Origin of the sequence: Streptomyces sp. MMG1121 (genome assembly GCF_001280015.1) — a bacterium.
Lineage (GTDB): Bacteria > Actinomycetota > Actinomycetes > Streptomycetales > Streptomycetaceae > Streptomyces.
In genome coordinates, this window is sequence record NZ_LGDV01000210.1 from 20,647 (window position 1) to 47,510 (window position 26,864).

A 26,864-nucleotide genomic window follows, 5' to 3' on the forward strand; every position below is an offset into this window, starting at 1 on the left:
CCGATATTTCACCGGAGACTCGACGTGGGAAACGCCGTGACGGAAATCCGTAAGCCTGCCCTGCAACAGCCCGAGTGGGACGACCCGTCACAGGCCCGGCGCATCCGGGAGGTACTGGCCGCACGTCCGCCGCTGGTCAAGGCGGAGGACGTGCGTGCCCTGCGGACGCTGCTGGCCCACGTGGCCCGTGGCAACGCCCTTGTGGTGCAAGCCGGTGACTGCGCCGAGAACCCGGGTGAATGCGACGCCGAGTACGTGTCGCGCAAATCCGCAGTGCTCGACATGCTCGCCGCGACGCTGAAGATGGCCACCCACAAGCCGGTCGTACGGGCCGGACGCATCGCGGGCCAGTTCGCCAAGCCGCGCTCCAAGCCTCTCGAACGGATCGGAGACCTGGAACTACCGGTCTACCGGGGCCACATGGTCAACGGTCCGGAGCCGACTCCGGAATCCCGTCGGCACGATCCGCTGCGCCTGCTGACCTCGTACATGACGGCCAGCGACGTCATGGAGCATCTGGGCTGGCGCGGCCCCGCGCGCTCCGGTCACCAGCCGCTGATCGAACCCCGGATGTGGACGAGTCATGAGGCACTCGTCCTCGACTACGAGTTGCCCATGATCCGTGAGCTGGGAGACGGACGCCGCTGGCTCGGCTCCACCCACTGGCCGTGGATCGGCGAGCGGACCCGTCAACTGGACGGCGCCCACCTGGACCTCGTCGCCGACATCGTCAACCCGGTCGCGGTGAAGGTCGGTCCGACCACCACCGTGGAGGAGATCACCATCCTGTGCGAACGGCTCGACCCGCTGCGGGAACCGGGCCGTCTCACCCTGATCGCTCGCATGGGCGCCGAAGTGGTCTCCGGCAGGCTACCCGCGCTCGTGGAGGCGGTCCGGCTGGCCGGCCATCCCGTGATCTGGCTCAGCGACCCCATGCACGGCAACACCGTTGCAGGACCGGACGGTCACAAGACTCGCCTGCTGGAGACCATGGCACGGGAGATCCGGGGATTCCTCGTGGCCGTGACCGACGCCGGCGGCACGGCGGGCGGACTGCACCTGGAGACCACGCCCGACGACGTCCTCGAATGTGCCACGGACGTCTCCGAGTTCGAGGGGCGGCCCGTCCGGCGCACCAGCCTGTGCGACCCCCGGCTCAATCCGGAACAGGCCGTTGCACTCGTCTCCGCCTGGACCGGCGCAGGCACCCGGGCCACCGCGCCTTCAGATGGGGCACGAGCGGTCGAGGAAACGCACGGAAGCCCGAGATCCCCGGGCGACCGGGAACTCCTGTCCGCGCCGGAATATCGAGAGTTCAGGACCCGGAACCCCTCAGAGTTGCGGCTCAACCAAGCCTAGGGCAACTCAGCTGCCGTCGGAATTCTGGCCATTTCCCATTCCTGTCTCGGCCTCCTGCCCATTGCCAGGGAGTAGTAGGACCCATGCACCTTCTCGTCAACGGAATTCAGCACCGGGTCACCGGTGAGATTCTTGTCCCGAACTCGAAATACCACGCGCACCGTGCACTGATTCTCGCCTCGCTCGCCGACGGCGTCAGCCGCGTCCACGGTCTGTCCGACGCCCGGCACGTCGAGTACACGGTGCGACTGCTGCGCGACCTCGGCGTGAAGATCACCAGGGACGGTGACACCTACGTGGTTCAGGGGCTCGGCGGGCGGTACAAGCCGCGCCGGGAGGCCGTGTCCGCCGGCAGCTCCGGCACCACCCTGTACTTCATGATCGGTCTGGCCTCACTGTCGGACCGCGCCGTGTCGGTGACCGGGCAGAAGTACTTCAGGCGACGCCCGGTCGGCCCACTGCTGCGCGCCCTCGAACAGATGGGTGTCCAGCTGGAGTCGGCCGACGACTGCCCGCCCGTCCACGTGCAGGGCCGCAGGCCCACGGGCGGCCACGTCACCATCGCGGGCACCCTGTCCCAGTGGATCTCAGGCCTGATCCTGCTGGCCCCGTTCGCGACGCGGCACACCACCATCGAGGTGGAGGGGGAGCTCAACGAGCGTCCCTACCTGGAGCTGACCGTGGCGATGATGCGGCAGTTCGGCCTCGAGGTGACCGTTTCCGAGGACTGGCGGCGCTTCGACATAGAGCCCGGCCAGCGGGCCTGCACCGTCGAGCTGACGCTGCCCCCGGACATCGGCTCGGCCGCGTTCGGTATCGCAACCGCAGCGCTGCACCCCAGCGACGTGCTGCTGCGCGGGATCACCACGCTGGAGGGCGGCCCGGCCGACCACCCCGAGTTCCACTTCCTCGACGTCGCACGATCCATGGGCGTACCGATGGAGATCGACGAGGCGGCCGGCGGTGTCCGCATCCGGCAGGACGTGCCGCAGCTCACCGCGGTCGACGTCGACTGCCGCGACATCCCCGACATGCTGCCGATCCTGTCGACCCTCGCCACGTTCGCGCGCGGCGAGTCGGTGTTCCGCAACATCGCGCACACCCGGCTCAAGGAGTCCGACCGAGCCGCAGCCATGCTCCAGCTCAACTCCATGGGCGGCCGCCTGGAACTGTCGGACGACGCGTTGCGGGTACGGGGCGTGGAGGGCCTGACCGGCGCCAAGCTGTCCTCGTTCAACGACCACCGCATCCTGATGTCGCTCGCGGTGGCGTCCTCGCGGGCACAGGGGCATTCGACGCTGACGTTTCCGAACGCCTACCGCATCTCGTACCCGAGCTTCCTCGACGCGATGAACACGCTCACCGTGCCCATGTCGGTGCTGGGCGGCTCGGCAGGTCCCGCCCCGGACGGTGCCCCGGAGGCGGAGCCCGAGTCCGTCGACCCCGAGGAGGCCTCGCGGGTCACACTGCCGCAGTGGCTGCGTCGACGGGCCGAGGCCCGGCCCGAGGACACGGCCGTCGTGGACGTGCGCTCCGACCGCGACGAGGTCACCACCTGGAGCGAGCTGGCCGAGCGGGTGGACCGCGCGGCGACCCTGCTGCTGCGGCTCGGCGTGCGACCGGGCGAGAACGTGGCGTACCAGCTTCCGAACCGTACCGAGTTCGTGGTGCTGTCGCTGGCGGCTCTGCGCATCGGAGCCGTGTGCTGCCCGGTCATCCCGTTCTTCCGCAAGCGGGAGGTCGGTTTCGTCCTGCGGCGCTCCAAGGCACGGGTCCTGGTCGTGGCGGACCGTCACCGCTCGCGTATGCCCGCCGAGGAGGCACTGGAGCTGATCTCCGAGGAAGGATCGGACCTGAGGCTGGAGCACGTGGTGGTCCTGGCCACCGCGGGCGGCTCCGCCCAGTTGCCCGAGTCCCCCGCGGGCGGGGCGACCGTGCACGACTGGGAGCAGGCCCTGTCGGCGACAGCCATCGACCGGGCGTCACTCGACGCCCTCGCGCCGACACCGGAGATGACGGCGCAACTCCTGTTCACCTCGGGCACCACCAGCGAGCCCAAGGGCGTCACCCAGCCCACGCGCAACCTGGTCAGGGCCACCGCGATGGAAATCGGACACCTCGGGCTCGGCAAGCAGGACGCGATCTGGGTGCCGTCGCCGCTCGCGCACCAGACGGGCTTCCTGTACGGCATGGTGCTCGCCCTGGTACTGGGCGTGCCGCAGATCCTGCAACCCGACTGGGACGCCAAGCGGGCACTTCAGTCGCTCAACGACCACCGGGCGACGTTCGTACAGGCCGCGACACCGTTCCTGTCCGACCTGGTGAAAGCCGTGGAGGAGAGCGGCGAAACGCCGCAGCACCTGCGGATATTCGTGGCGACCGGGGCCATGGTGCCGCGCGGTCTGGCGGAGCGCGCCGGGCGGGTGCTGGGCACTGGCGTGTGCGGGGCCTTCGGCACCACGGAGACCTGCCTGGGCGCGCTGTCGTCACCCTCCGACGAGCCCCGACAGCGCTGGGGCTCCGACGGCCGTGCACTGGACGGCATCGAACTGCGGATCACGGACGATGACGGAGTGGTGCTGGCCGCGGGCAAGGAGGGCAACTTCGAGTTGCGCTCCCCCACGGTCTTCGAGGGCTACCTCGAGCGTCCCGACCTGACGTCCCAGGCGTTCACCGAGGACGGTTGGTACCGCACGGGCGATCTGGCCACGATCGACACCGAGGGCTTCCTGCGGATCACCGGACGCGTGAAGGACGTGGTCAACCGCGGCGGCGAGAAGATTCCCGTCGCGGAGATCGAGCAACTGCTGTTCGGACACCCAGCGGTGGACGACGTCGCGGTGGTGGCCATGCCGGACGAGCGCCTCGGCGAACGCGCCTGCGCCTTCGTGGTCCCGGCGGGTGGAGCGGAGCTGACCTTCGAGGAGATGCGGCGTTACCTCGACGGGCACGAGGTGGCCAAACAGTACTGGCCCGAACGCCTGGAGCGGATCGACGTCCTGCCGCGCAACCCGATCGGCAAGGTGAAGAAGTTCGAACTGCGGGCGCTGGCCCGTGACTTGAGGCCCCACGACGAGAACACCGTCTGAGAGCGCCCGTCCCGTCGCGGTGCCCGCCGGCCCCGGGACGGACAGCAGACCGGAACGACGAACAGGAACAGAGGCAGCACATGACGGACGAGCAGCAGTTCCACGAGCTGCGCACCCAGGTCGAACAGTGGGTGGAGGGGCCCGGTGAGCGCTGGGCCGAACGCATCGAGGAGACCGGGCAGGTGCCCGAGGAGCTGTGGGCCGAGCTGAACGGCCTGGGATTCCTGCGCATAGCCGCTCCCGTGGCGTACGGCGGCCGGGGCGTAGGCTTCGCGCACTGGATGGAGCTGATGGAGGTCTTCTCCCGCTCACACGGCTCCGTGCGCATGATCGTGCACGTGGTCAACGGCATCTGGCGGTCGATGGACGGCCACGCCGACGACGAGCAGCGCAAGCGCTTCGTCATCCCCTCGGTCACCGGCGAGATCAAGATCGCCTTCGCCCTCACCGAGCCGGGCAACGGCACCGGCGCGGACATCACGACATCGGTGGTGCGCGAGGGCGACACGTACTACCTCTCGGGGCGCAAGCACCTGATCACCTTCGGGGTGCGCTGCGACTACTACCTGCTGGCCGCCCGGGTCGAGGGCAGCACCGGGCACGAGGGCACGGTGGCCCTGCTGGTGCCGCGTGACGCCCCGGGCGTCACGGTCGAGGACACCTCCAACACCATGGGCGTCACGGGTACCGACCATGCGTCGCTGGCCTTCGACCGCACCCCGGTGCCGGTGGACCACCGGCTGGGTGTGGAGGGCGAGGGCCTGGAGGTGTTCCTCGGTGGCTTCCTGACTCCGTCCCGGGTCTCCGTGGCGATGAGCTGTGTCGGGCTCGCGCAGCGCGCTCAGCAGCTGGCCGTCGAGTACGCCCGCAGCCGCGTCACCTTCGGCAAGACGCTCACCCAGCGCCAGGCCATCCAGTTCATGCTGGCCGAGAACGCGGCGGACATCGAAGCCGCACGGCAGCTGGTCCTGTACGCGGCCCGCCGCTTCGAGGAGGGGGCGGACGACGCCTCCATGCTGTCGTCGATGGCGAAGATGCACGCGGTGACGATGCTGACGAACGTCACCGACAAGGCACTGCAAGTGCACGGTGGACTCGGTTACTGGAAGGCGCAGAAGATCGAGCGCGTGTACCGCGACGCACGTGCCCAGCGCTTCGAGGAAGGCACCAACGAGGTACAGAAGGCCGTGGTCTTCCGCGAGCTGCTCCAGCGTGCCGCGTCCCGCGACCCGGAAGGAACGATCCGATGAGCAGCCCCCACGACCAGCGGACACCCGACCGCGAGCAGGTCTCGCTGATCACCGGGGCCTCACGCGGTATCGGCCGCACCCTGGCCCTCACCCTCGCCAGACGGGGTGGCACCGTGGTCGTCAACTACAAGAAGAACGCCGACCTGGCGCAGAAGACCGTCGCCGAGGTCAAGGAGGCCGGTGGTCAGGGCTTCGCGGTCCAGGCGGACGTCGAGACCGCCGAGGGCGTCACGGCGCTGTTCGACGAGGTGGCGCAGCGCTGCGGGCGGCTCGACCACTTCGTCTCCAACGCTGCGGCGAGCGCGTTCAAGAACATCGTCGACCTCGGCCCGCACCACCTGGACCGGTCGTACGCGATGAACCTGCGGCCGTTCGTGCTGGGGGCGCAGCAGGCCGTCAAGCTGATGGACAACGGCGGGCGGATCGTCGCGCTGTCCTCCTACGGCTCGATCCGCGCCTACCCCACCTACGCGATGCTCGGCGGCATGAAGGCCGCCATCGAGTCATGGGTGCGGTACATGGCGGTGGAGTTCGCTCCCTACGGCATCAACGTCAACGGGGTCAACGGCGGCCTGATCGACTCGGATTCGCTGGAGTTCTTCTACAACGTCGAGGGCATGCCGCCCATGCAGGGCGTCCTCGACCGCATCCCCGCGCGCCGTCCGGGCACCGTGCAGGAGATGGCCGACACCATCGTCTTCCTGCTCGGCGAGGGGGCGGCCTACATCACCGGTCAGACCCTGGTGGTCGACGGCGGGCTCAGCATCGTCGCGCCGCCGTTCTTCGCGGACGCGGGGGAGGCGCTGGAGTTGCCGCCCCGGCCGACGCGGGACGCCTGAGCGGAACGACCGAGAAGGGGGATGGCGGGTGTTGGACCACGTCTTCAGGCCCTGCGTGATCGGTGGCCTGACGGTGCCGCACCGCATCGTCATGGGTGCCATGCACCTGAATCTGGAGAACCTGGACGATGGCGGTGCGGCTCTGGCCGCCTTCTACACGGAACGGGCGCGGGGCGGTGCCGGCCTGATCGTCACCGGCGGCTCCGCGGTGAACTCGGCGGGTTCCGGGGGCCCCGGATACGGTGTGCTCGACGACGAGGGCCACAGGTCGGCGCTCCGCCGGGCCGCCCGTGCGGTGCACGATGCCGGGGGTCTCATCGCCCTCCAGCTCTTCCACGCGGGGCGGTACGCGCTGCCCGGCACCCCCGGTACGGACGGCGCCGTGCCACTCGCGCCGTCCTCCGTGTACAGCCGCTTTTCCCGCACCGCCCCCCAGGCGATGACCGGAGAACAGATCAGCGAGACCGTCGCTGCCTTCGCCCAGGGTGCCAGGGCGGCGTACGAGCTGGACTTCGACGCCGTCGAGGTGATGGGCTCCGAGGGCTATCTGATCAACCAGTTCACCGCGCCCCTCACCAACCGCCGCGACGACGCCTGGGGCGGTGACGCCGGGCGGCGGCGGCGCTTCCCCGTCGAGGTGCTGCGGGCCGTACGGGCCGCGGTGGGACCGGGGTTCCCCGTGCTGTTCCGGATGTCGGGCGCCGACCTCGTCGTCGACGGCACCCCGTGGGAGGAGACGGCCGCACTGGCCGTCGCGCTCGCCGGAGCCGGTGCCGACGCGCTCGCGGTGGGCGTCGGCTGGCACGAATCCCCGGTGCCGACCGTGCAGGCGCAGGTGCCGGCGGGGACCTGGGCCGTGTACGCCCGGCAGGTCAAGCGGGCGCTGCGGGCCGCGGGGCACGACGCGGTACCCGTCATCGCGTCAAACCGCTTCAACCAGCTCGCGCAGGCCGAGGAGGTGCTGGCCTCCGGCGACGTCGATCTGGTGGCCATGGCCCGCCCGTTCCTCGCGGACCCGGCCATCGTCGCCAAGTCCCGTACGGGGTCGAGCATGTCGGTCGACCTCTGCATCGCCTGCAACGAGGCCTGCATCGACCGGTCCTTCGGCACCGAGCGGGTGTCCTGCCTGGTCAATCCGCGGGCGGGCTACGAAATCGACTTCCCGGCCCGGCAGTCCCCCGCGCACCGGGGGAGGTACGCCGTGATCGGCGCGGGGCTCGCGGGACTGGAGGCGGCCCGCACCCTGGCGAGGCTCGGGCACGAGGTCGAGGTGTACGAGGCGGCGCAGGAGCCCGGCGGTCAGTTCCGACTGGCTGCCCTGGTGCCGGGCAAGGCTGACTTCGGCGCGACCGTACTCCAGCGCGCGCAGGAACTCGAGGATCTGAAGGTGCCGATGTACTTGGGGCACCGTATCGGTTCGCGGGACGTGCCCATGTTGCGCACCATGGACGGCGTGGTCCTCGCCACCGGGGTCCGCCCCCATCGACCGGACCTGCCCGGCATCGACCTGCCGCATGTCCTCGACTACGCCCAGGCGTTCGCCGGCCCCGCCGCGCTCGGCCCGCGCGTCGCCGTCATCGGCGGCGGCGGAATCGCCGTCGACCTGGCCCGTCTCCTCACCAGCGGCTCCTCCCCCGCCCGCACCCCGGAGGAGTTCCTCGCCTCCCACGCCGTCACCGCGCCGTCGAGGGCCGTCCCGGTGTCACGGAGCGCCACTGCCCCGGCCGGTGGTTCCCGTCAGGTCACGGTGATGCGGCGCAGCGGCAGGATCGGCACCGGAATCGGCCCGTCCACCCGGTGGGTGGTCATGGAGGAACTGCGCGCCGGCGGAGTGCGCTTGGTCACCGACATCGCGTACGAGGAGATCACCCCGAACGGTGTCGTCGTCATCGACGCCGAAGGGGAACGGCAGTTGGTCGCCGCCGACCATGTCGTCCTCGCCACGGGTCAGGAGAGTCAACGAGACGTCGTCGCCCTGCTTCAGCAGACCGGAGTCCCCTTCGAGATCGCCGGTGGCGCCGCCGACGCCCGGGCGCTCAACGCCGTACGGGCCACCGCGCAAGGACTGCGCGCCGCGCACCGCATCGTGGAACGGGTCGCGTCGAGGGAGTCGGGGCGAGCCGGGTAGTCGAGGATCCCGGGGCCCTCGGCCGATGCGGAGCGCGGCGCCGTCGGGCCTGGCGGATCAGCCGGAATCGCTGCGCAGGTAGCCCGGCAGACTCTGGCGGTTCTTGACGGCCAATTTGCGGTAAACCCGGGTCAGATGCTGCTCGACCGTACTGGGCGTGATGAACAGCTTCTCCGCGATCTCGCGGTTGGTGTACCCCATGACCGCCATCGAGGCGATCCTCCGTTCGGAGTTGGTCAGCGAGGCGACGGCCGTCGTCCTCTCCTCGTCGTCCGCCAGGCCCACCTCACCGCCGGTGTCCGGCAGCAACTCCCTGCACAGGGGCTCCGCCTGGCAGAGGTGTGCCACCCGCCAGGCGCGACGGACGATCACCCGCGCCCGACGGTGCTTGCCCAGCGCGTGGTAGGCCCGGCCCAGGTCGGACAACGTCCTGGCCAGTTCGTAGGTGCAGCCGGCCGCCTCCAGGAGGTCGGCGGCCTCGCCGAGCAGACGCGGGCGCTGTCCCGGCGAACTGAACACGGCCATCAGTCGCAGAGCGAGCGCCCGGCTGACGGTGTCCTCTGGCCCCGGCAGGGTCAGCTGCTCCTTTGCCAGGCGCTTGGCCTGGTCCCGGTTGCCCTGCAGCAGCCACGCCTCGGCTGCGCTGGTCCGCCAGGGCACGATGCCGGGCAGGTCCAGGCCCCACTTGCACATGAGCTCGCCGCAGGAGAGGAAGTCCCCGAGCGCCGCGCGGGTCCGGTTCATGGCCAGGTAGTAGTGCCCGCGGGCATACAGGTAGTGCAGTCCGTACCGGCTCTGGAACATCTCGTCGGGGATGCCCTGGGTGACGAGCGCCGTGGCCTCGTCGAACTCCCCCGTACGGGTGTGAGCCAGGATCAGTGTGCCCAGTGGCAGGCCGACGGCGGTGCCCCACCCCTGGACGGACACATGCTCCAGGGCCGACGTGCCACGCTTCACCGCCTCCCGGAGATCGCCCCGGCGCAACCGGATCTCCGCCTCGGCGGCGTCCAGGACGCCTTGCCACATCGGGGAGAGGCGCCCGTTGTGTCGCTCGTCCAGGCTCCGGCACCGGTTGGCCGCGTCGCTCAGCCGGCCGCTGTAGACGAGGGACATCAGCGCGAGGAGGGTCGCTTCCTCTGCCCAGGGGGCGTGGTGGTTGAGGTCGAGCTGGCCGAGGACGTGCGAGGCCCACTCCTGCGTCTCGCCGCTGCGCCTGCGGACGAGGCCGCCGGAGAGAGCGCCGATCGACTGCAGCCAGAAGGTCTGGCCCCGGGTGGTGGGCGCGCCCTCGGGACCGGTGAGCACGGGCCCGCTCTGCACCCGTCCCGCGAGCGGCGGATAGGTGCAGGCCAGCCATACCTCCATGTCGTGCAGTTCGGCCGACTGCTTCGGCGTGCCGGATACGGGGGCGATTCCCGCGGCGGGCAGACGCGCCGCCCGCTTGCGGAGCAGCGAAAGGATGTCAGCGGCCTCCTGCGTACGGTTCAGCCACAGCAGTTGCCGTACGAGCAGCATCGTCTCGTGCGGGTCCAGTTGATCGTTGCGAACAGCCTCTGTGAGCGCGATCAGGTGCCGCAGCGATGCCGAGGGGTTGAGCTGCCATTCGGCCTGGGCGAGCCTGGACCTGACCTCCCAGCGGTCCCTCTCGTTCGTGCAGGACGGTTGTGCCGAGTTCAGGTACCGCAGGGCGCGTTGCACTTCACCGTGCAGCAGTGCCTCCGACGACGCCTCCAGCAGCACACGCAGCGCCCAGGGCTCCGACACCTGGCCGGCCTCGGCCAGATGACGGGCGGCGTCGCCCGCCGCAGCACCTTGGTTGTAGAGCAGTCCGGCGGCCCGGTGGTGCAGTTGCACCCGGTCCGCGGAGGGCATGTCGTCCAGCACGGTGCGCGTGGCCAGCGCGTGCCGGAACCGGCCGCTCCTCAGCAGCCCGGCCTCGGTCATGGTGCGCAGCGCCCGCTCGACGGTGGCTGCATCCGCGTCGACCAGCACCCCGAGTTCCTCTGGTGAGGCACCGTCGCCGTAGACCGCCATGGCGCGAGCCACCCGCAGTGTGTGGGATCCACTGCGGTACAGGCAGTTCAACAGCGCGCGCCCGTAACCTTGTTGGCGCACCTCTCCGCCAAGCCGCTCGTCGTGGATCAGAGCGTCGAGCAGCAGGGGGTTCCCGCCGCTGTAGGTGACGAAGGTATCGCTCAGCTCCCGCGCCGCCCCCACGCCGAGGCGCTGACTGATCACGGTGCGCACGGCCTCCGGAGAGAGCGGTGTGAGCCGGACGGACACGACGGAAGACTGGCGCAGGAGTTCGGCACGGAAGGGGCGGTGGGCCCCGCTCGGCTCGGCGAGCTCGGTGAACACCATCAGGAGCGGTGCCGAGCTCAGTCGGCGGACCAGGTACAACAGGCACTGCCGCGATGCCGCGTCCATGTGGTCGACGTCATCCACGCACACCACGACCGGTGTGGTGGAGGCCAGTTCGATGACGGGCAGGAAGAGGTCGTACCAGATTTCGGCCCAGTTGCGCTCGACGGCCTCCTGCACGCTCTCGGCCCGGGGCGCCCCCATGAGTCCGCGCAGTACCGGTGCGACACGTCTGCGCAGTTCCATCGGGAGCGCCGGGTTGTCGAACAGCTGGCTGAGAGCACCGAACGGCAGATCCCGCTCCTCGGTGGAGCAGACGGCGTTCAGCGGCACGACCTCGACGGACTGGGCGTACTCCGTCACTTCGCGCAGGAACTCCGTCTTGCCCGAGCCCACGGTCCCCTCCACCAGGAACACCTGTCCCGCCACCGACTGGGGAGCAGCCAGCCAGGCCCGGACGTGGGCGATTTGATCCTCGCGTTCCATCAACGCGGTTCCCCTCGTCACATGCGGATCGGAACCGGCAGAGGGGATAGCCGGCGGCAGCTCCCGTGTCATGCCTCCTCCCGCGTCGCATTCGGACTGTAAGCATTCCGCCCCGCCGGAGCGGACATCACGGGTAAGGAGTTCATGCATCTCCCTGAATGGCTGATCACGCTGTTCCTGGTGCCACGTTAACCCGCTCAACAACCTTTTCGGTAGTGTCGCATTTTCCACGCACGACCATCACGCAGGGGAGTCGTCACCACACCGACCGTTGAACCACGGCCCGTTCACGCTGCCAGAGATACCATCTTCCTCGAATTTTCAACGAGATGGACGGGGTGTTTTCGGACTACGGAACACGAGGGCGGAGCCGACGTTGAAATGAACCATGGGGAAATAGGGCCCCAGGAGACAGTCAAGATCGAAAAGATTGAACACGCTCTCAACGTGTCCGGGATGCGCAATTTTCAGTCACTTAAGGATTTTTTTGTTCTGGCGAGGTTGATTGGCCCTAGGCTTGGTGTCGCACCGGTTCGGGGTGGATTCGCGGGAGAGTCCGTGGCTTATGAGGTCGAACAACGTGACGTGGATTATGGTTTCGGAACGGTGGGGTGAGTTGCGTAGTCGCGGACGCCGCCTATGCTGCCGGAGAAGCCGACGGCCGTGGCCCGCGACGGCCAGCCGCGATCCGCGTGTTCCACGCCCAAGTGACGCCTGCGCCCTGCGATGTTCCTGCTCCGAACCGGTGCGGGCTCTGTCCGCCGACCGCCCCGAGCTCGCCGAGCAGCGGCTCGCGCCGCGGCGGGAACTGGCCGCAGAGGGGGTGCGGACGGAGACCGCGTATCCGGGACGCCAGGGCACCGGTACGGGCTTCACTGCGGCTGGCCACTCGCACCCTGGGCCTGACCGACCAGCTCGACGTGCATGTTTTCCGGCGAACGCGGTCCGCTGCGTCGGCCCCGCCCAGCCCAGCGCCGGACGACCGACGTGCTTGACGCCGCCCAGCTGCTGCGGTCCGTCGACCGCCGGCATCTGGACAGCTCCGAACGGTGGTTGCAGGACCCGGCCGCCATGACCACGGCCACCGCGCGCATCGGGCCACCGGCGACGACCCAGCCCGGGCCGTCCGGCTGCCGGCCGGGACCGAGGTCACCGGCCAGTGCGCCAGGGCCGGTGGACGACGTCGATGGGGCCGTTCCTCGTCGCCGGCCAGTTCGAGGCGAGCGGGTCGGCCGCGCCGGAGGACCGCATCCGCCCACGGACGCAGTCGCAGGTCGATACCGAACCGGTCGGCCGCATCTGCCAGTTCCTCGCGGGCACGCAACGGGACGCGGGCGACGACGGCCCCGGCACGGTGCGGCGGCCGAGAGCGTGCAGGACGGCCAGGGTCGTGGCAGCGGTCGCGCCCGCCCGGGCAGGCAGGCCGACTCAGCCCGGTGGTCCGGACGCCGAGGCGAGAGAGCGGCGCAGTCCGTCGGCGCCGGTGTTCTCGCCCCGGAACTGGCCCTCCTGAATGATGACGCCGCTCGCCCCACCGGTGACCGGCACCGTGGCGGAGACCTCGTCGAGCGCGGAGACAGCGGCGCGCCTGAGCGTCGTGGTCAGCGCCGACCGTGCCCCGTTGCCACCAGGCCGACGAGGAAACCCGTGACCTTGTGGGGGTGCGGTCGATCGCGCCGTAGCGCCAGTTCAGGCCGAGCGCGGTGCGGGCAGCACGATGCAGCACCGGTGAGCGGGCCTGGCCGACGGGTGGGCCGAGGACGGCGGATTGCTCGGTCACGGCCTGTGGTGGAGCATCGCGACGATGCCCTCGTCGGCGAGTTCGTAGGCGATGGCGCCCGGGACGGCGACCGGGGCACCGCGACCGCGCCGGCCGAGGATGACCCCGACCGCCACGTCGACGAGGTCGGTGAACATCTCCTCCTGCCCCTCGCCGCCGTGCTCTGCCACCTGACATCCCTGCGGGCAGCCTGAAGTGACGTGGCGTCAGGGAAGACCGACGCCGAGCAGCCGTGACGGGCACCGTGTCCCGGCGACCGACACACGGCATGGGGCATGCGCGGCCCTCGTCCTCCTGCGGGCCGAGGCCTGGCACGCCCGGCCCCCGAACACCTCCAGCGGCGGGCCGTCGCCGTGCTCGCAGCGGTCGGGCGGGCACCCGCGCCGCCGCGCCCGGTCCCAGAAGCACCAGGCCTGAGCGTTCAGAGACAGGCCCTCCAGCCGGACCTCAGTCGACGGCCTCGCCCTGTCCGCGAGCGGGCCGGGGCGGCTTCAGATGCTGCGTCAGACCCTCGTGCCCGGGGAGGAGTTCCGGACGGACGCCCGTCGTCCTGTACCGGATGACCGACGGGCAGGCGCAGGTACCCGGCGGCGTCCGAGGATCCCGCGCGACTGACCGCGTCGGCCGAGCGGGGCGCGGTCGGCACGACGTCCGTGCCGACAACGACTGTGACACGGCACGCGGAATCGTATGTCGCCATATCCTGTTGTGATGTGACGTTCCATCACGAGACACATGGGGAGCGACAATGGACGGAAACCGATTCGCCGACAAGGTCGTCGTCGTCACCGGTGGCGGGTCCGGCATAGGCGCCGCCACCGCGTATCGCCTTGGGCGCGAGGGCGCCACGGTGATCGCCGTCGGGCGGACCGAGGACAGGCTGAAGAGCGCTGCTGCCGACGCCCCCGCTGGTTCGACGATCGTCACCCGCGTCGCGGACGTCTCCGACGAGTCATCCATCACCGCGCTGATCGCAGGTGTGGCCGAGGAATACGGCCGGCTGGACGTGCTGGTCAACAACGCGGGCATCGGCGCGCCCGGAACCGTCGAGCACACCGACACCGCCACCTGGCGGTCCGTCTTCGCAGTGGACGTCGACGGGGTGTTCTTCGCGTCCAGGGCCGCGCTGCCCCATCTGCGTCGCGTCGGGGGCTGCATCGTCAACGTCGGCTCGGTGTCCGGCCTCGGTGCGGACTGGGGCCTGGCCGCCTACAACGCCGCCAAAGGGGCACTGGTCAACCTGACCAACGCCATGGCACTCGACCACGGCCATGAAGGGGTGCGTGTCAACGCCGTGCACCCGAGCCTCACCCGCACCCCGGTGGCCGCACCCATCGTCGAGAACGAGGGCATGCTCGCCGCATTCCGTCAGCGGATCCCCATGCAGCGCCCTGCCGAACCGGATGAAGTGGCCGATGTCATCGCTTTCCTGGCCAGCTCCGACGCGCGCTTCGTCAACGGCGCCCACGTTCCCGTGGACGGCGGACTCGGTGCTTCCAACGGTCAACCGCGTATGTTCTGACGCCTCGACCGCCTTCGAGAACGGTTCTCCCGTACTCCGACAGCCTGCCGCCTCCGCCCGTACGACACCGTGCCGGCCTCGGACCTGTCGTCCCCAGCCCCGGCGCGGCCAGGACGCCGGCCGCCAGGTACTCGCGGAACCAACGGGGCCCGGGATCGGCCGAGTTGCACGGGTCCGGCCATCCCGGAGCCCAGCGCTGCCAGGTCCAGGGGGACGGGGAAGGCACACAGCCCAGTGCCCCGGTGGTCTCAGGGAGCCAGTCGCCGGGGTGAGGTCCTGGCCGCGATGCTCGAGGTCGACGCCGGCCTGGTCGCCCGGCGTGGACGATGACGTCGGTGTCCGGGTGCTCCGGCAGCACGGTGCGTCGCCGCCCGCTCGGCCCAGTCCACGGTCCGCCTCGGGTGCGGCAGCGTGTACGGCGGGCGTGACCTGGCTCCCCACTGTCGCCGGTCAGTGAATCCGCGCAGCACTCGACCAACCTGCACGACCCACCCGGATCTACCAACGCCGCAGGCCAGACAGTCGACGAGCCCAGAGCCTGCGCAGCATCAGCGACCTGAACACAGCACCAACCCGGCCGACCGGACTGCGCCACCCCAGGTCAGAAGGACGGTGACGGCACAGTCCGGCTGACAGGGAGTATGCCCGAGGAGACCGTGTCCGGTACCTCCCGCACGGGTCGACTCGGGATTGTGGTGGTCATCGGCGGCAGCGCGGGTACCGGACTCGAAGCAGCCGCCAGGTGCGCGCGGACGGGGGCCGGGTGATCCTGGTCGGCCGCGATCCGGCCGGGCCGCCCGCTTCCCCGTCCGGTCGTTGGGTCCGTCGGACCGGCCTCCGGTTAGTCCAGCCGGGTCCCGTGCGATTGCAGGACGACCTCGCAGCGGTGTGCCCCCGTGGCCGCCGCGCCCGGATGGGCCATGTTTCTGACCGACAAGCCGATCGGTTCGGGTGGGATGCGAAGGAGACCCTGCGGTGGGCGAGCTGTACATCGACGGCGAGTGGACACCGGCGGCAGCCGGCGGGAGCAGGGAGGTGGTCAACCCCTACGACGCCTCCGTCATCACCTCCGTCGACGAGGCCGACGCCACCGACGTGGACCGCGCGGTCCGCGCCGCGCGCCGTGCCTTCGAGGAGGAGGACTGGGCGAGCGCGCCCACCCGGCGCCGGGCGGATCTTCTGCTGCGCGTGCACGACCTGCTGCTGCGCGACAAGGAGGAGATCGCCCGCACCGAGACCCTCGACACCGGCAAGACACTGAAGGAGGCCCGTCTCGACGTGGAGGACGTGGCGAACGCCTTCCGGTATTTCGCCGAAGTCGCGGGCAAGGACGGCGGACGCGTCGTGGACGTAGGACCGGACGTCCTCAGCCGCGTCGTCTATCAGCCCGTCGGGGTCTGCGCACTCATCGCCCCCTGGAACTACCCGCTGTTGCAAGCCTCCTGGAAGGTGGCGCCGGCGCTGGCCGCCGGCAACACCTTCGTCCTCAAGCCCAGTGAGATCACCCCCCTCACCACCATCGCCATGATCCGACTCATCGAGGAGGCCGGTGCCCCGCCCGGCGTCGCCAACCTGGTCCTGGGACACGGGGCGACCGTGGGCGCGGCCCTGACCGCTCATCCGGAGGTCGACCTGGTCTCCTTCACCGGGGGCCTGGCCACCGGGCGGGCCATCATGGCCAGCGCTGCGGAGGGGCCGAGGAACATCGCCCTGGAACTCGGCGGCAAGAATCCCAACGTCGTCTTCGAGGACGCCGACTTCGCCGCCGCCGTGGACCACGCGCTGGACGCCGCTTTCCTGCACTCCGGACAGGTGTGCTCCGCCGGCTCGCGCCTGCTGGTCCAGGACGTGCTGCACGACCGGTTCGTCGACGCCCTCGCCGACCGCGCCCGAGCGATCCGGCTCGGCAACGGCCTGGAGGAGGGTACGGAGAGCGGTCCGCTCAGCTCCGCCGGGCACCGCGAGAAGGTCGAACGCCACATCGCCATCGCCCGGGAGGAAGGCGCCCGGCTCGTCACCGGGGGCACCCGGCCCGACGACCCCGCCCTGGAGAGCGGCTTCTTCCTGCTGCCGACCGTCTTCGCCGACTGCGACCGGTCCATGCGCATCGTCCAGGAGGAGGTCTTCGGCCCGGTGGTCACGGTCGAGCGCTTCCGTACCGAGGACGAGGCCGTGGAGCTGGCCAACGACACTCGCTACGGCCTGGCCGGCGGTGTGTGGACGTCCGACGCGAGCCGAGCCCAGCGCGTCGCCCAGCGGCTGCGGCACGGCACCGTATGGATCAACGACTTCCATCCCTATGTGCCGCAAGCCGAGTGGGGCGGCTTCGGCCGCTCCGGCGTCGGGCGCGAACTGGGCCCGACCGGGCTGCGAGAGTACCAGGAAGCCAAGCACATCTACCAGAACCTCGCACCCGCCCCCTCCGGCTGGTTCAAGGGCTGAACCGGCAGAGCGCCCCGCACGCGGCACGAAGGCACCGAAGAAAGGCACCGCATGCCCCCCACTACAGCCCGCGGCGGCGAGCACGCCTACGACTACGTCGTCGTCGGCGGGGGCACCGCCGGCTGCGTGCTCGCCGCCCGTCTGAGCGAGGCCCCCGACTGCCGCGTCTGCGTCATCGAGGGCGGCCCCAGCGACGTCGGCGACGACCGGATCCTGCGCCTGCGCAACTGGATCAACCTGCTCGGCTCGGAATTCGACTACGGCTACACGACCGTCGAGCAGCCGCGCGGCAACTCCCACATCCTGCACTCACGTGCCCGCGTGCTCGGCGGCTGCTCCTCCCACAACACCCTCATCAGCTTCCTGCCGCTGCCGCAGGACCTCGACGACTGGGTGGCCCGCGGCTGCACCGGCTGGGACCCGGCGACGCTCCTCCCCTACCGCACCCGGCTGCACACGCAGATCCGCCCGGTGGCCGAGGCCGACCGCAACCCCATCGCGAAGGACTTCGTCACCGCCGCCCACCGTGCCCTCGGCGTCCCCGTCGTCGACGACTTCAACGCCGAACCCTTCGCCGACGGCGCCGGCTTCTTCTCACTGGCCTACCAACCCGAAGGCAACCTGCGGTCCTCGGCGTCCGTCGCCTACCTCCATCCCGTCATGGACCGGCCCAACCTCACCCTCCGGCTGGAAACCTGGGCCCACCGGCTGCTCACCGATGGATCCGGGAGACTGACCCGCGTCGCCGTACGCGGCCCCGACGGCCAGGAGACCACCGTGCGCGCCGAACGCGAACTCCTGTTGTGCGCAGGCGCCATCGACACCCCGCGCCTGCTGCTTCTGTCCGGCATCGGACCGGCCGACGACCTGCGCAGCCTTGGCCTGGATGTGCAGATCGACCTGCCCGGCGTGGGCGAGAACCTGCTGGACCACCCCGAATCCGTGATCGTCTGGGAGACCGCGGGCCCGCTGCCGCCGAACTCCGCCATGGATTCCGACGCCGGCCTCTTCCTGCGCCGCGACACCGGCCAACCACGCCCGGACCTGATGTTCCACTTCTACCAGGTGCCGTTCACCGTCAACACCGAGCGGCTCGGCTACCCCGCTCCCGAGCACGGGGTGTGCATGACGCCCAACGTGCCACGTGCCCGCTCGACGGGCCGTATGTGGCTGCGCAGCGCCGACCCGGCCGAACACCCGGCGCTGGACTTCAGGTACTTCACCGATCCCGAAGGCCACGACGAGCGCACCATCGTGGACGGTCTGAGGGTCGCCCGCGAGGTCGCCGCGACCGATCCGCTGCGCGACTGGCTGGTTCGCGAGGTCGCTCCCGGCCCGGACATCACCTCGGATGCCGACCTGTCGGAGTACGGACGCCGTGCGGCCCACACCGTCTACCACCCGGCGGGCACCTGTCGTATGGGGGCCTCTGACGACCCGATGGCCGTCTGCGACCCTCAGCTGAGACTGCGCGGCGTCGAGGGCGCGCGCATCGTCGACGCCTCCGTGTTCCCGACGATGCCCACCATCAATCCCATGGTGACCGTCCTGCTCGCAGCCGAGCGCGCCGCCGACCTCCTCACCGGCCGTCCCGGCCCCGCCGATCAGGAGTCCGGACGGTGACCGGCCCACAGCCTGCCGCACCGGTGGCCGGAGGGGCCGAAGGCGAACCGGGCTCGGAGTTCCGCAAGGACATGGGCCCGTGGGCCAACTTCGCCCTCGGCTTCACCTACCTCTCCCCCGTGGTCAGCACCTACACCCTCTTCGGGACCGCGCTCGCCACCGGCGGACCGCCGATGATCTGGGCGTTCCTTCTCGCCGGCTGCGGGCAGTTCCTCGTCGCGCTGATCTTCGGCGAGATCGTCGCCCAGTACCCCATCGCCGGCGGTGTCTACCCCTGGGCGCGCCGGCTGTGGGGCAAGCGCTGGGCGTGGATGACCGGGTGGGTGTACATGTGGGCGCTGCTGGTCACCATCACCTCCGTCGCCTACGGGGCCGGCCCCTACATCGCCATCCTCTTCGGGTTCAGCCCCACCGTACACACCACCGTGCTGTGCACCGCCGTGCTCATCACCGTCGCCGTGCTGATCAACTATGCGGGCACCAAGGCGCTGTCCGCGGCTGCCGTGATCGGCTTCACCGGTGAGCTCGTCGGCGCCCTCGTCGTCGGGGTGTACCTGCTCTCCACCCACCGCGCCCACGGCATCGGCGTCATCGTCGACAGCTACGGCACCGCAGGGAACGGCTCCTACCTGCCCGTGTTCCTCGCCGCCGCCATCATCGGCTTCTACCAGTACTACGGCTTCGAGGCCTGCGGCGACACCGCCGAGGAGGTCGCCCACCCCGGCCGCGTCATTCCGCGCGCGATGCGCCGCACCATCTACATCGGCGGTGCCGCGGCCACCTTCACCTGTCTGTCACTGCTGCTATCGGTCACCGACTACCGCGCGGTGATCTCGGGCCAGGACTCCGACCCGGTGGTACACCTGCTGTACCGGACCATGGGCGAGGTCGGCGCCCGGCTGGTGATGGCCGTCGTACTGATCTCGTTCCTGTCCTGCACCATCAGCCTCCAGGCCGCAGCCGGGCGGCTCATCTACTCCTACGCCCGCGACCAGATGATCGTCGGGCACCGGCTGCTGCGGCGGTTCTCCCACGCCCGGGCCGTACCCGGCTACGCACTCCTCGTGGCCGCCGTGCTGCCGATGGTCATCGCCTTCGGCTCGCTCGTCTCCAACGACGCCCTCACCAAGATCGTCTCCTTTGCCATCCTCGGGATCTACGGTTCGTTCCAGATGGTGGTACTGGCCGCGCTGCGGGCCCGGCTGAAAGGGTGGCAGCCTCAAGGGGAGTTCACTCTGGGGCGCTGGGGTCTCGTGGTGAACGCCGTCGCACTGGCCTACGGAATCTTCGCGATCATCAACATTTCCTGGGCCCGCAACCCGCAGGAGCCCTGGTACGACAACTGGATCGTCCTGCTGTGCGGCGCGGTGGTGGTGGGGTCCGGCCTGCTGTACATGTTCACCACCCACCACTACGGCCGCGGGGACGCGCCGGCGGGAGACGCCGTACCGACGCCGTGATCCCCGTGTCCCTCCACGCCGGTCCGTCTGCGGCAACGGCTGCCGATCGGGCCTGCTGCAGCAGCGATTCACTGGAGGCGTGAACGGCGTGTGCGGGGACGGGAATTCGCCAGCCGTCTTGACGGTGGACACCGAGAACCACGGGGCGGCCCCCGGCCGGCCGGCGACATCAGCACGCCTCCGACGAGTGGTCCGTCGCCGCCTCGGCGTAGCCGGCCAGGCCATCGGCCATCCGCTGCATGAAGCGCCTCAGGTACCAACGCCAGAACCGCCCCGAAAGACGGAGCCTTGGCTCGAAGACTGCCGACCAGGTGATGTCGGTGCCACCCTGTGGCACCTCGGCGAGTTCGACGGTGCCCCGGTAGGACCGGAACGGACCGCTCAGGTTCTCGTATCCGAACCGGCGGTCGGTGACGAGTTCCACGATGCGTTCACGGGAGGTCGCCCGGCCGGTACGGAAAACTCGCGTGTCACCAACCTGCTGCGGGCCTTCGGGATCGCCGCCCTCGACCTCGACGGTGTCGATCGGCGACCACGACGGCCAGGTGGCCGCATGAAGGAGAACAGTGAAGACGTCGTCGGGGTTCGCCGACGAACGTGAGGTCACGGCATAGGCGTAGGGCACTCCGCCAAGCTAGGACAGTGCGGACGGCTCTCGACATGCGCAGGACTGCCGCCTGTCGATGAAATCTTGCGACGTACCGACTGAGTCTGATCCTTCGGAGACTCTGCTGGCGAATGCACGGACCGGTCACGGTGCCTCTCGTCCATGAGGGACAGTGGGGGTGAGCCGATGCTGTGCGGGGAGCCTTCGGGGTGATCCGTGAGGTCGTGATGGCCTCGGTCTGGCTATGAGATTCCTGCTGTTACAGCCCGGGTGGCACAGGGGGCGCTCCCGAGAGGGGTCTTCGGCGATCCGGACCCTGGAGGCGCTCGGCGAGCTGTTCGCGGACGCCGTGTTCAGTGACTGGCTCCCGCCGCGCGCACTGGGAATTCGCTCTCGGACTCGAGCTGGTGGACCTCGGGGTCGACGTGCCGGTGCTCAGCGAGTTCCGGTCCCGGCTCGGCGAGAGCGCACACCAGACGGAAGACACCTGATGCCTGCTGGCTGCGCGAACTGCCCGCCGTCCGGGTTCTGCGCCGAGTACGGATCCAGCAGGCTCATCGTGATGGCGAGCCTGTCCGTTCACGTGGCCGGGCCGTGCCACTGCTCGCGCCGGTCAACACAGCGCTCGACCACGTTGCGCTGCTCGTACGCCTCCGCGTCGAAAGCCGGCGGTCGGCTTCCGGCGCTGCCTCACCGCAGCCCGTGGCCTACCTGGTCGGACGGTTGGGGGATGGCGGCATGGAGCCTGCGCCGGCGGAGGGCTGCCGAACTCGGCGCACGGAAACGTCTGCGTCATCAGATGACAGGCTGACGGGGCTGCGGACAGACCAAGAGGGGCGGGACTTACGGGGCAGGGGGCCTGCGGCAAAACGGCACGGGGGCGACACGACAGGCCCACACGAGTGGCACATTGCATGTCGGCTCGGGGCCAGGGGAAGCAAGATCAGGACGCGTCCACCTGAACGGAAAGAACAGAATTCATGCGCCGTATTGCCGCTGCCGTCCTCGGAGCCGTCGCGTTCCTCGGAATCCTTGCCGTGCCTGCCAGCGCCGATGGCTGCCGGGGCATGACGCCCACACTGGTTGGCATCGGTATCGGCTGCTCTCCGATCTCCGTGCTCTGAAGCGAAGGAGCACCTACAGCGAGGGCAGCATCTCTCGCTCCGGGGACCGAGCACGGGGGCGGGCGGGGTCGTCGGGGCCGGGGGATCACCTCCTCAGGGGTGGTCCCGGGTCTCAGCCGGCGAGTACCTGCTCGCGCAGGATGTCGGCGTGCCCGCAGTGGTGGGCCAGCTCGCGCAGGACTTGCAAGTACACCCAGCGCAGCGTGCGCGGCCCGGTCCGGTGGCCGGTCACGACGGCGTCCAGCGGCAGGTCGGCGACCACTGCCCGGGCCGTCGCGCAGGCTTCACGGTGGGCCGCCGTGACGGAGGCGACGGTGTCGTCGTCGGCGAGCCGGAAGGACTCGTCCGGGATCTGCACCAGGCCGAGCTCCCGACGGGACGTGCCGCCGACGCACTCCTCGAACCAGATCCGCTGCATCCAGGTGACATGCTTGAGCAGCCCTAGCAACGTCGTCGCCGACGAGACGAGCCGACGGCGCGCCTGCTCCTCGGTAAGACCGTCGAGGGTTGCCTCGATGGCGCTCCGGTACTCCTCGACGAACGCATCGAGCTGGATGCGTTCGTCCTCCAGCGGCACGTCGAACGAGCCCATCAGAGTCTCCCATCACGCCGCGGGCGATTGCCACAGCAGTTCGTGAGCTCGTGCGAGCGGTGGCCCACGGCGGCGTCTACGATCCCAAGACCTGGTCTCAGGACTCCTGCTGCACGAGTCAACGCAAGTTAATCAGGACGCGGGGCGAGCTGTGTGCGCTCGTGGCGCAGGCCGACGAGCGGGCGCTCGACTACGAGGCCGCCAAGCAGTGCCACCAGCGCGAGGAACACCTGCGAGTTCCGCGCAAGCACGTCGAACGGATCGTCGGCCAGGACGAGGAGGAACGGGAGCTCCGGCTAGCGGCATGGATCGGCAACCGGCGCAGCAGGGCCGCGACGCCGGCACCTGAGCGAGTGGAGCAGCTCTCCGCCATCGGTATGCGCTGGACATAGCCGTCTGTGCGGACAGCAGGGACGGACGGGGAGGCCAGGCCTATGGAGTTGACGTCCGTGGCGTCCTCGGGGCTCCTGCTGCGATGTCTGATCTTCGTATCCAGCGGCCGGACGGCGACGCCATGCTCAAGGACTGGCAGTACGCCCACAACGTGATCGTTCCCACCCATCCCCTGTCCCTGGATGAGGTACGGGAACGTGCCCGGCGCAACGATCTGGAAATCGCCTATCTCGATGGCGATCTCGTGGGCTGCAGCACGGTGCGCCGGCCGACGGACGAAACGTCGACGGCCACAGTCATCGCCCGCGTGCTCGGCACTCACCGCGGGCGGGGGTTCGGCGAGGAACTCTATACGCGCGGGTCGTAGCAGTGACTCGCGGTGACGGCGACGCTGGCGGAAAACGGGAAGGAGCCCCAACCAAACGTGCCTGGTGATCCAGTTGTGGATCGCGATCTTACTGGTCGGGTAGCTGGTCCCGGGCCGAAGTGATCCCCGGCTGGATTGGTCCGGTCCGATGCGCTTGCCGTCTCAGCTGGACTGGTCAGTGGAGGGGTTCGCGGTGGTGTCCGTGCCGTAGAAGCGGACCTGCTCGCACAAGGCGTCGACCTCGGCGTTTTCCTCCTCGCTCAGTTGTGCATCCAGCGCGACGCTGATCACGTGTCGGGCGCGGGCCAATCGTCGAGCGACATCCCGGTCGGCGATGAATTTCCCGACGGTGTACTCGTCGGCAGTTCCGGATGCCTGGCGGGATCCGAGCCGGTCGAGGGAAACGACGAACTCGTTCAGGTCCTGCAGCACCGTGACGACCTCGCTGAGGGGCATGCGGATCTCTCGGGAGGACATGTCCATCAGCCGGTTCAACTCCATGATGAGCGCTGGGGACCAGATCCTGATCTTGCTGGTCGGGGTGGTCCCGGAAGGGGTGCCACCACCGGTGATCATCGGCGTGTGAAGACAGAAGATCAGGTGGAGGCCGCAGGTCACAGCATAGATCCTGCCCGCTGGCAACAAGCGTTCGAGGTCCTGGTGGGCCGTGTCGCGGGGACGGTCCGTCCGGGTCGAACCCCGCCGCCTGGCACAGGCGTTCATGACATCCGAGGCTTCGTTCGTCGACCACCTGCACCGCGAGGATGCGGTGCGTGCTGGTCGTGGATGACACCGGCGACCTGAAGAAAGGACGGGCACGGAGGGGCGCGGCGTCAGTACACCGGCATCGAGAACTTCCAGGTCGCCGTCCACCTTGCCTACTCGACTCCGCTCGGGCGTACGGCGATAGACCGGCAGCTGTATTGCCCCGCGTTCACGGACCGAGGACACGGCCCGCTGCCAGGCCGCCGGGACACCCGGCAACGTCGTCTTCGCCACGGAACCCGCCCTCACAGTCCGTATGACCACCCGCGCGCTGGACGTCGACGTCCCCGCATCCTGCGTGCCCGGCGACGAGCTCTACGGAGCCAGCCCGCACCTGTGCACCGCCTGGAGAAACACCACGCCGGCTACGTACTCGTCGGCGCCCGCGACCACCAGATCACCACCCACGCGGTCACGTTCCGCGCCGACACCCCGATCACGAAACCGCCGCGGAGAGCCTGCCAGAAACCCTCCACCGACGCCGGAGCCAAAGGTCACAGTTTCTACGATTGCGCCCTGGCCGACCGCGTCGCCGTCCGCCCTGACCTCCTCGACCCTCACCGGCGCCAGATGGGACAAAGCCGTCTCGAATGTGCCGTAACCACGCGAACACTCGTCGTTGCAGCCACATGTGACGTGACGTCACTTCTCCACAAGAAGCGGTCAGAACCACGACCGGGCTGTCGATCCTCGGCCTCGGCGGGGTCCTCGCCGTCGACTCGTTCCTGGACGCCCTCAACGTGTGAGTGAGAACACAGAGCGGGTCGCGAAGTGACTCATATCTTCCCTTGGTTCAGGTAGGACTTGCGGACCGGGTGTGAGTATGTGATGAAATCTGCCGATGCGTACCCCCCACATACACACGCATCAATCTGCCCAGTCGGACGGGCCACCCACCGCTCAGGTTCCGTCCGGCCGCAATCCATACGACGAATTGGCGTCGCTGGCGGACAATCCGCTGGACGACTTCCTGACCGAGGGCGGAGTGGAGGCCCATCAGGACGACGAAGAGCCCTGGCGGCCACCCGATCACCGGCGCGGTAGCCGCCGTCGTAATCGCGCCACCGGTCTGCCCACCATCGTCCGGTTCCTCGTCTGGGCGCTGACCCTTGTCTGCCTCGTCGTCCTGGCCGACCGGTGGGCGCTGCTCTACGCCGAGCACAAGGCTTCCCAACGGCTCCAGGACTCGATGCATCTCGCCGCGGCCCCCGAGGTCTCGATCGGCGGATTCCCCTTCCTGACCCAGGTGGCCGCGGGGCGCCTGGACTCGGTCCGGGTCACCGTCCCCGACATCCCGGCCCACCGGGTCACCCTCACTCAAGTCACCGCGACCGCCGACGACATACGCATCGACGGCGACGGGCCGACCTCGGTGCGCGGCGCCCTCGTTCGTCAGGTGCACGGACAGGTTCTGTTGTCGTTCGCCGACATGAACCGTGAACTCGGCGCCTCCCAGGTGTCCTTCACAGCTCAGGGCCCCGACCGTGTTCAAGCCAAGGGCACTTTGCGCATCGCGGGCCGCGACCTGAGTGTGCGGGCCGATGCCGCTATCCGACGCGAGGGAGAGCGCGGCATCGCGACCTCCGTGGACGGCATACGGCTCGACATCGACGACCTCGCGACGTACCGGCCCGGCACCAGCCCCTCCGAGGGCCTCCACCTCACCCCAGCCTCAGCACGCCGAATCACCCGCGAGACTGATCAAATCAAGTCCATGCTGACGGTCCCTGCGATCGTGCACCGGCTGGGGGTCCCCGACAGCGTGGTGAGCGCCGCGCTCCACGACGAGGACAAACTCCATCAACTCACCGGCGCACCGCGCTTCTTGCGCGATCTGACCAGAATCAACCTCGTGGACGTGGCGCTCGCCCACCCGAGCCTGCTCAAGCGGCTGGGCCTCGACCCGTCCCTGCTCACCACCCTGACCAAGGTCACCCGCCCCCAGATCGCCGACCGCTTCTCCTTCGCCTTCCAGCTGCCGAAACCTCCGGGAGGCACGTTGCGTCTGCAGCGCGTGACCGTGGACAAGGACGGCATCCGCGCCGAGGTGTCGGGGACGGGACTGCTTCTGGGCCACTGACGTCACCGTTCGTACGAGCGGACACCTCGTCCGCACCCGACGGCATCCCGTCGCCGGGGAGCTCGGCGCGGCAGCGATGTCGACGACGGAGCCTCCGCCAACTTGAAGCAGCAGGTCAGGGGGCTGGTGTGACGGGTCTCTGTAGCACTCAGACTGGCTGTGGGCTGCAGTCTCCGGCGTAGATCGTCTGACCGGGAGGTCGGCTCGCCGGTTGCTGTTTGTGCCAGGGCCGGTCACGCCCTGGGGGACGTGACCGGCCTGACTTCCGGCGGCGGGATGCCGAGTGACCGGGGGTCAGCCCGGCAGATCACCGGTGTAGCGGTAGATGTTGCCGGCCGAGTTCACGCCCCAGACGGTGCCGTCCACTCCTGCTCCGACGTCGGTGAGCGCGCCGGGGATCTGCACCCAGGGGCTGGCGTCGTTGTTGGTGTAGCGGTAGATGTTCCCGCCGGCGTTCGCTCCCCAGACCGAGGTGCGGGAGCCTGCTGAGATCGCCTTGAGTCCGCCGCTGATCTGCTTCCAGTGGCCGCTTTCCTGGTCGCCGGTGTAGCGGTAGATGTTGCCGGCGGAGTTGACGCCCCAGACGGTGCCGTCCGC

The 26,864-nt window shown here is 69.5% G+C and carries 19 protein-coding genes and 2 pseudogenes; 14 read left to right on the forward strand and 7 right to left on the reverse strand.

The window, feature by feature from the left end:
* Window positions 1–24: 24 nt before the first annotated feature.
* The 5 genes from ADK64_RS29195 (at window position 25) to ADK64_RS29215 (ending at window position 8,665) form a co-directional block, all read left to right on the forward strand.
* Window positions 25–1,359 carry a 3-deoxy-7-phosphoheptulonate synthase gene (locus ADK64_RS29195; RefSeq protein ID WP_063789970.1) on the forward strand — a complete coding sequence of 445 codons (1,335 nt, stop codon included), beginning with the start codon at window positions 25–27 and terminating at the stop codon, window positions 1,357–1,359.
* Between the two features lie 83 nt (window positions 1,360–1,442).
* Window positions 1,443–4,448, forward strand: coding sequence for a 3-phosphoshikimate 1-carboxyvinyltransferase (gene aroA / locus ADK64_RS29200; protein ID WP_053663723.1), 3,006 nt, complete (start codon window positions 1,443–1,445; stop codon window positions 4,446–4,448).
* An 80-nt stretch (window positions 4,449–4,528) separates the two neighbouring features.
* Window positions 4,529–5,698, forward strand: a complete 1,170-nt coding sequence (locus tag ADK64_RS29205) for an acyl-CoA dehydrogenase family protein (protein WP_053663725.1) — start codon at window positions 4,529–4,531, stop codon at window positions 5,696–5,698.
* Entirely contained in the window at window positions 5,695–6,537 is an 843-nt protein-coding gene (locus ADK64_RS29210; RefSeq protein ID WP_053663727.1) for an SDR family oxidoreductase, read from the forward strand. The genes ADK64_RS29205 and ADK64_RS29210 overlap by 4 nt, the downstream gene beginning before the upstream one ends.
* Window positions 6,538–6,565: 28 nt before the next feature.
* On the forward strand, window positions 6,566–8,665 hold the full coding sequence (locus tag ADK64_RS29215) for an FAD-dependent oxidoreductase (protein ID WP_053663729.1): 2,100 nt from the start codon (window positions 6,566–6,568) through the stop codon (window positions 8,663–8,665).
* A 57-nt stretch (window positions 8,666–8,722) separates the two neighbouring features.
* Here ADK64_RS29215 and ADK64_RS29220 read toward each other — a convergent pair whose 3' ends face one another.
* Together ADK64_RS29220 and ADK64_RS46185 are read right to left on the reverse strand one after the other, a co-directional pair.
* Window positions 8,723–11,512 (reverse strand): helix-turn-helix transcriptional regulator, encoded by a 2,790-nt coding sequence (locus tag ADK64_RS29220; protein WP_053663731.1) that lies wholly within the window; start codon window positions 11,510–11,512, stop codon window positions 8,723–8,725.
* Window positions 11,513–13,288: 1,776 nt separating this feature from the next.
* The gene (locus ADK64_RS46185) at window positions 13,289–13,462 is read right to left on the reverse strand and encodes a hypothetical protein (protein ID WP_159046359.1); all 174 of its coding nucleotides are present in this window, start codon (window positions 13,460–13,462) and stop codon (window positions 13,289–13,291) included.
* Between the two features lie 578 nt (window positions 13,463–14,040).
* On the opposite strand from ADK64_RS46185, the gene ADK64_RS29230 reads away from it, so the two are divergent.
* The 4 genes from ADK64_RS29230 (at window position 14,041) to ADK64_RS29245 (ending at window position 20,339) form a co-directional block, all read left to right on the forward strand.
* Window positions 14,041–14,814 carry an SDR family NAD(P)-dependent oxidoreductase gene (locus ADK64_RS29230; RefSeq protein WP_053663735.1) on the forward strand — a complete coding sequence of 258 codons (774 nt, stop codon included), beginning with the start codon at window positions 14,041–14,043 and terminating at the stop codon, window positions 14,812–14,814.
* Window positions 14,815–15,789: 975 nt separating this feature from the next.
* Window positions 15,790–17,256, forward strand: coding sequence for an aldehyde dehydrogenase family protein (locus ADK64_RS29235; protein WP_053663738.1), 1,467 nt, complete (start codon window positions 15,790–15,792; stop codon window positions 17,254–17,256).
* Between the two features lie 51 nt (window positions 17,257–17,307).
* Window positions 17,308–18,879, forward strand: a complete 1,572-nt coding sequence (locus tag ADK64_RS29240) for a GMC family oxidoreductase (protein WP_053663740.1) — start codon at window positions 17,308–17,310, stop codon at window positions 18,877–18,879.
* The gene (locus ADK64_RS29245) at window positions 18,876–20,339 is read left to right on the forward strand and encodes an APC family permease (RefSeq protein ID WP_053663742.1); all 1,464 of its coding nucleotides are present in this window, start codon (window positions 18,876–18,878) and stop codon (window positions 20,337–20,339) included. The genes ADK64_RS29240 and ADK64_RS29245 overlap by 4 nt, the downstream gene beginning before the upstream one ends.
* Window positions 20,340–20,508: 169 nt before the next feature.
* Here the strand turns inward: ADK64_RS29245 and ADK64_RS29250 are convergent, their stop codons facing one another.
* Window positions 20,509–20,946, reverse strand: a complete 438-nt coding sequence (locus ADK64_RS29250) for an SRPBCC family protein (protein WP_234384744.1) — start codon at window positions 20,944–20,946, stop codon at window positions 20,509–20,511.
* A 356-nt stretch (window positions 20,947–21,302) separates the two neighbouring features.
* Here ADK64_RS29250 and ADK64_RS48505 point away from each other — a divergent pair, with 356 nt between their 5' ends.
* Window positions 21,303–21,437, forward strand: a complete 135-nt coding sequence (locus ADK64_RS48505; RefSeq protein WP_267888573.1) for a hypothetical protein — start codon at window positions 21,303–21,305, stop codon at window positions 21,435–21,437.
* Between the two features lie 91 nt (window positions 21,438–21,528).
* Here the strand turns inward: ADK64_RS48505 and ADK64_RS47640 are convergent.
* A pseudogene (locus ADK64_RS47640) lies at window positions 21,529–21,726 on the reverse strand (IS5/IS1182 family transposase); the annotation flags it as partial.
* 456 nt (window positions 21,727–22,182) lie between these two features.
* A complete protein-coding gene (locus tag ADK64_RS29255; RefSeq protein WP_053663745.1) occupies window positions 22,183–22,662 on the reverse strand; it encodes a DinB family protein in 480 nt (159 codons plus the stop codon).
* 50 nt (window positions 22,663–22,712) lie between these two features.
* Between ADK64_RS29255 and ADK64_RS47645 the strand changes: the two genes are divergently transcribed.
* Together ADK64_RS47645 and ADK64_RS29265 are read left to right on the forward strand one after the other, a co-directional pair.
* Window positions 22,713–23,054: a helicase associated domain-containing protein gene (locus tag ADK64_RS47645; protein ID WP_420713051.1), complete on the forward strand. Its 342-nt coding sequence runs from the start codon at window positions 22,713–22,715 to the stop codon at window positions 23,052–23,054.
* A gap of 83 nt (window positions 23,055–23,137) precedes the next feature.
* Window positions 23,138–23,416: pseudogene (locus ADK64_RS29265) on the forward strand (N-acetyltransferase); the annotation flags it as partial.
* Window positions 23,417–23,584: 168 nt separating this feature from the next.
* Here the strand turns inward: ADK64_RS29265 and ADK64_RS43630 are convergent.
* Window positions 23,585–24,421 carry a hypothetical protein gene (locus ADK64_RS43630; RefSeq protein WP_159046360.1) on the reverse strand — a complete coding sequence of 279 codons (837 nt, stop codon included), beginning with the start codon at window positions 24,419–24,421 and terminating at the stop codon, window positions 23,585–23,587.
* On the opposite strand from ADK64_RS43630, the gene ADK64_RS49145 reads away from it, so the two are divergent.
* Together ADK64_RS49145 and ADK64_RS29275 are read left to right on the forward strand one after the other, a co-directional pair.
* A complete protein-coding gene (locus ADK64_RS49145) occupies window positions 24,345–24,788 on the forward strand; it encodes a transposase (protein ID WP_078992903.1) in 444 nt (147 codons plus the stop codon). The two genes, ADK64_RS43630 and ADK64_RS49145, sit on opposite strands and share 77 nt — an antisense overlap.
* A gap of 240 nt (window positions 24,789–25,028) precedes the next feature.
* The gene (locus ADK64_RS29275; protein WP_078992904.1) at window positions 25,029–26,267 is read left to right on the forward strand and encodes a DUF2993 domain-containing protein; all 1,239 of its coding nucleotides are present in this window, start codon (window positions 25,029–25,031) and stop codon (window positions 26,265–26,267) included.
* 294 nt (window positions 26,268–26,561) lie between these two features.
* Here the strand turns inward: ADK64_RS29275 and ADK64_RS29280 are convergent.
* The coding region (locus tag ADK64_RS29280; protein ID WP_324614446.1) for a tectonin domain-containing protein at window positions 26,562–26,864 on the reverse strand (303 nt) is incomplete at its 5' end.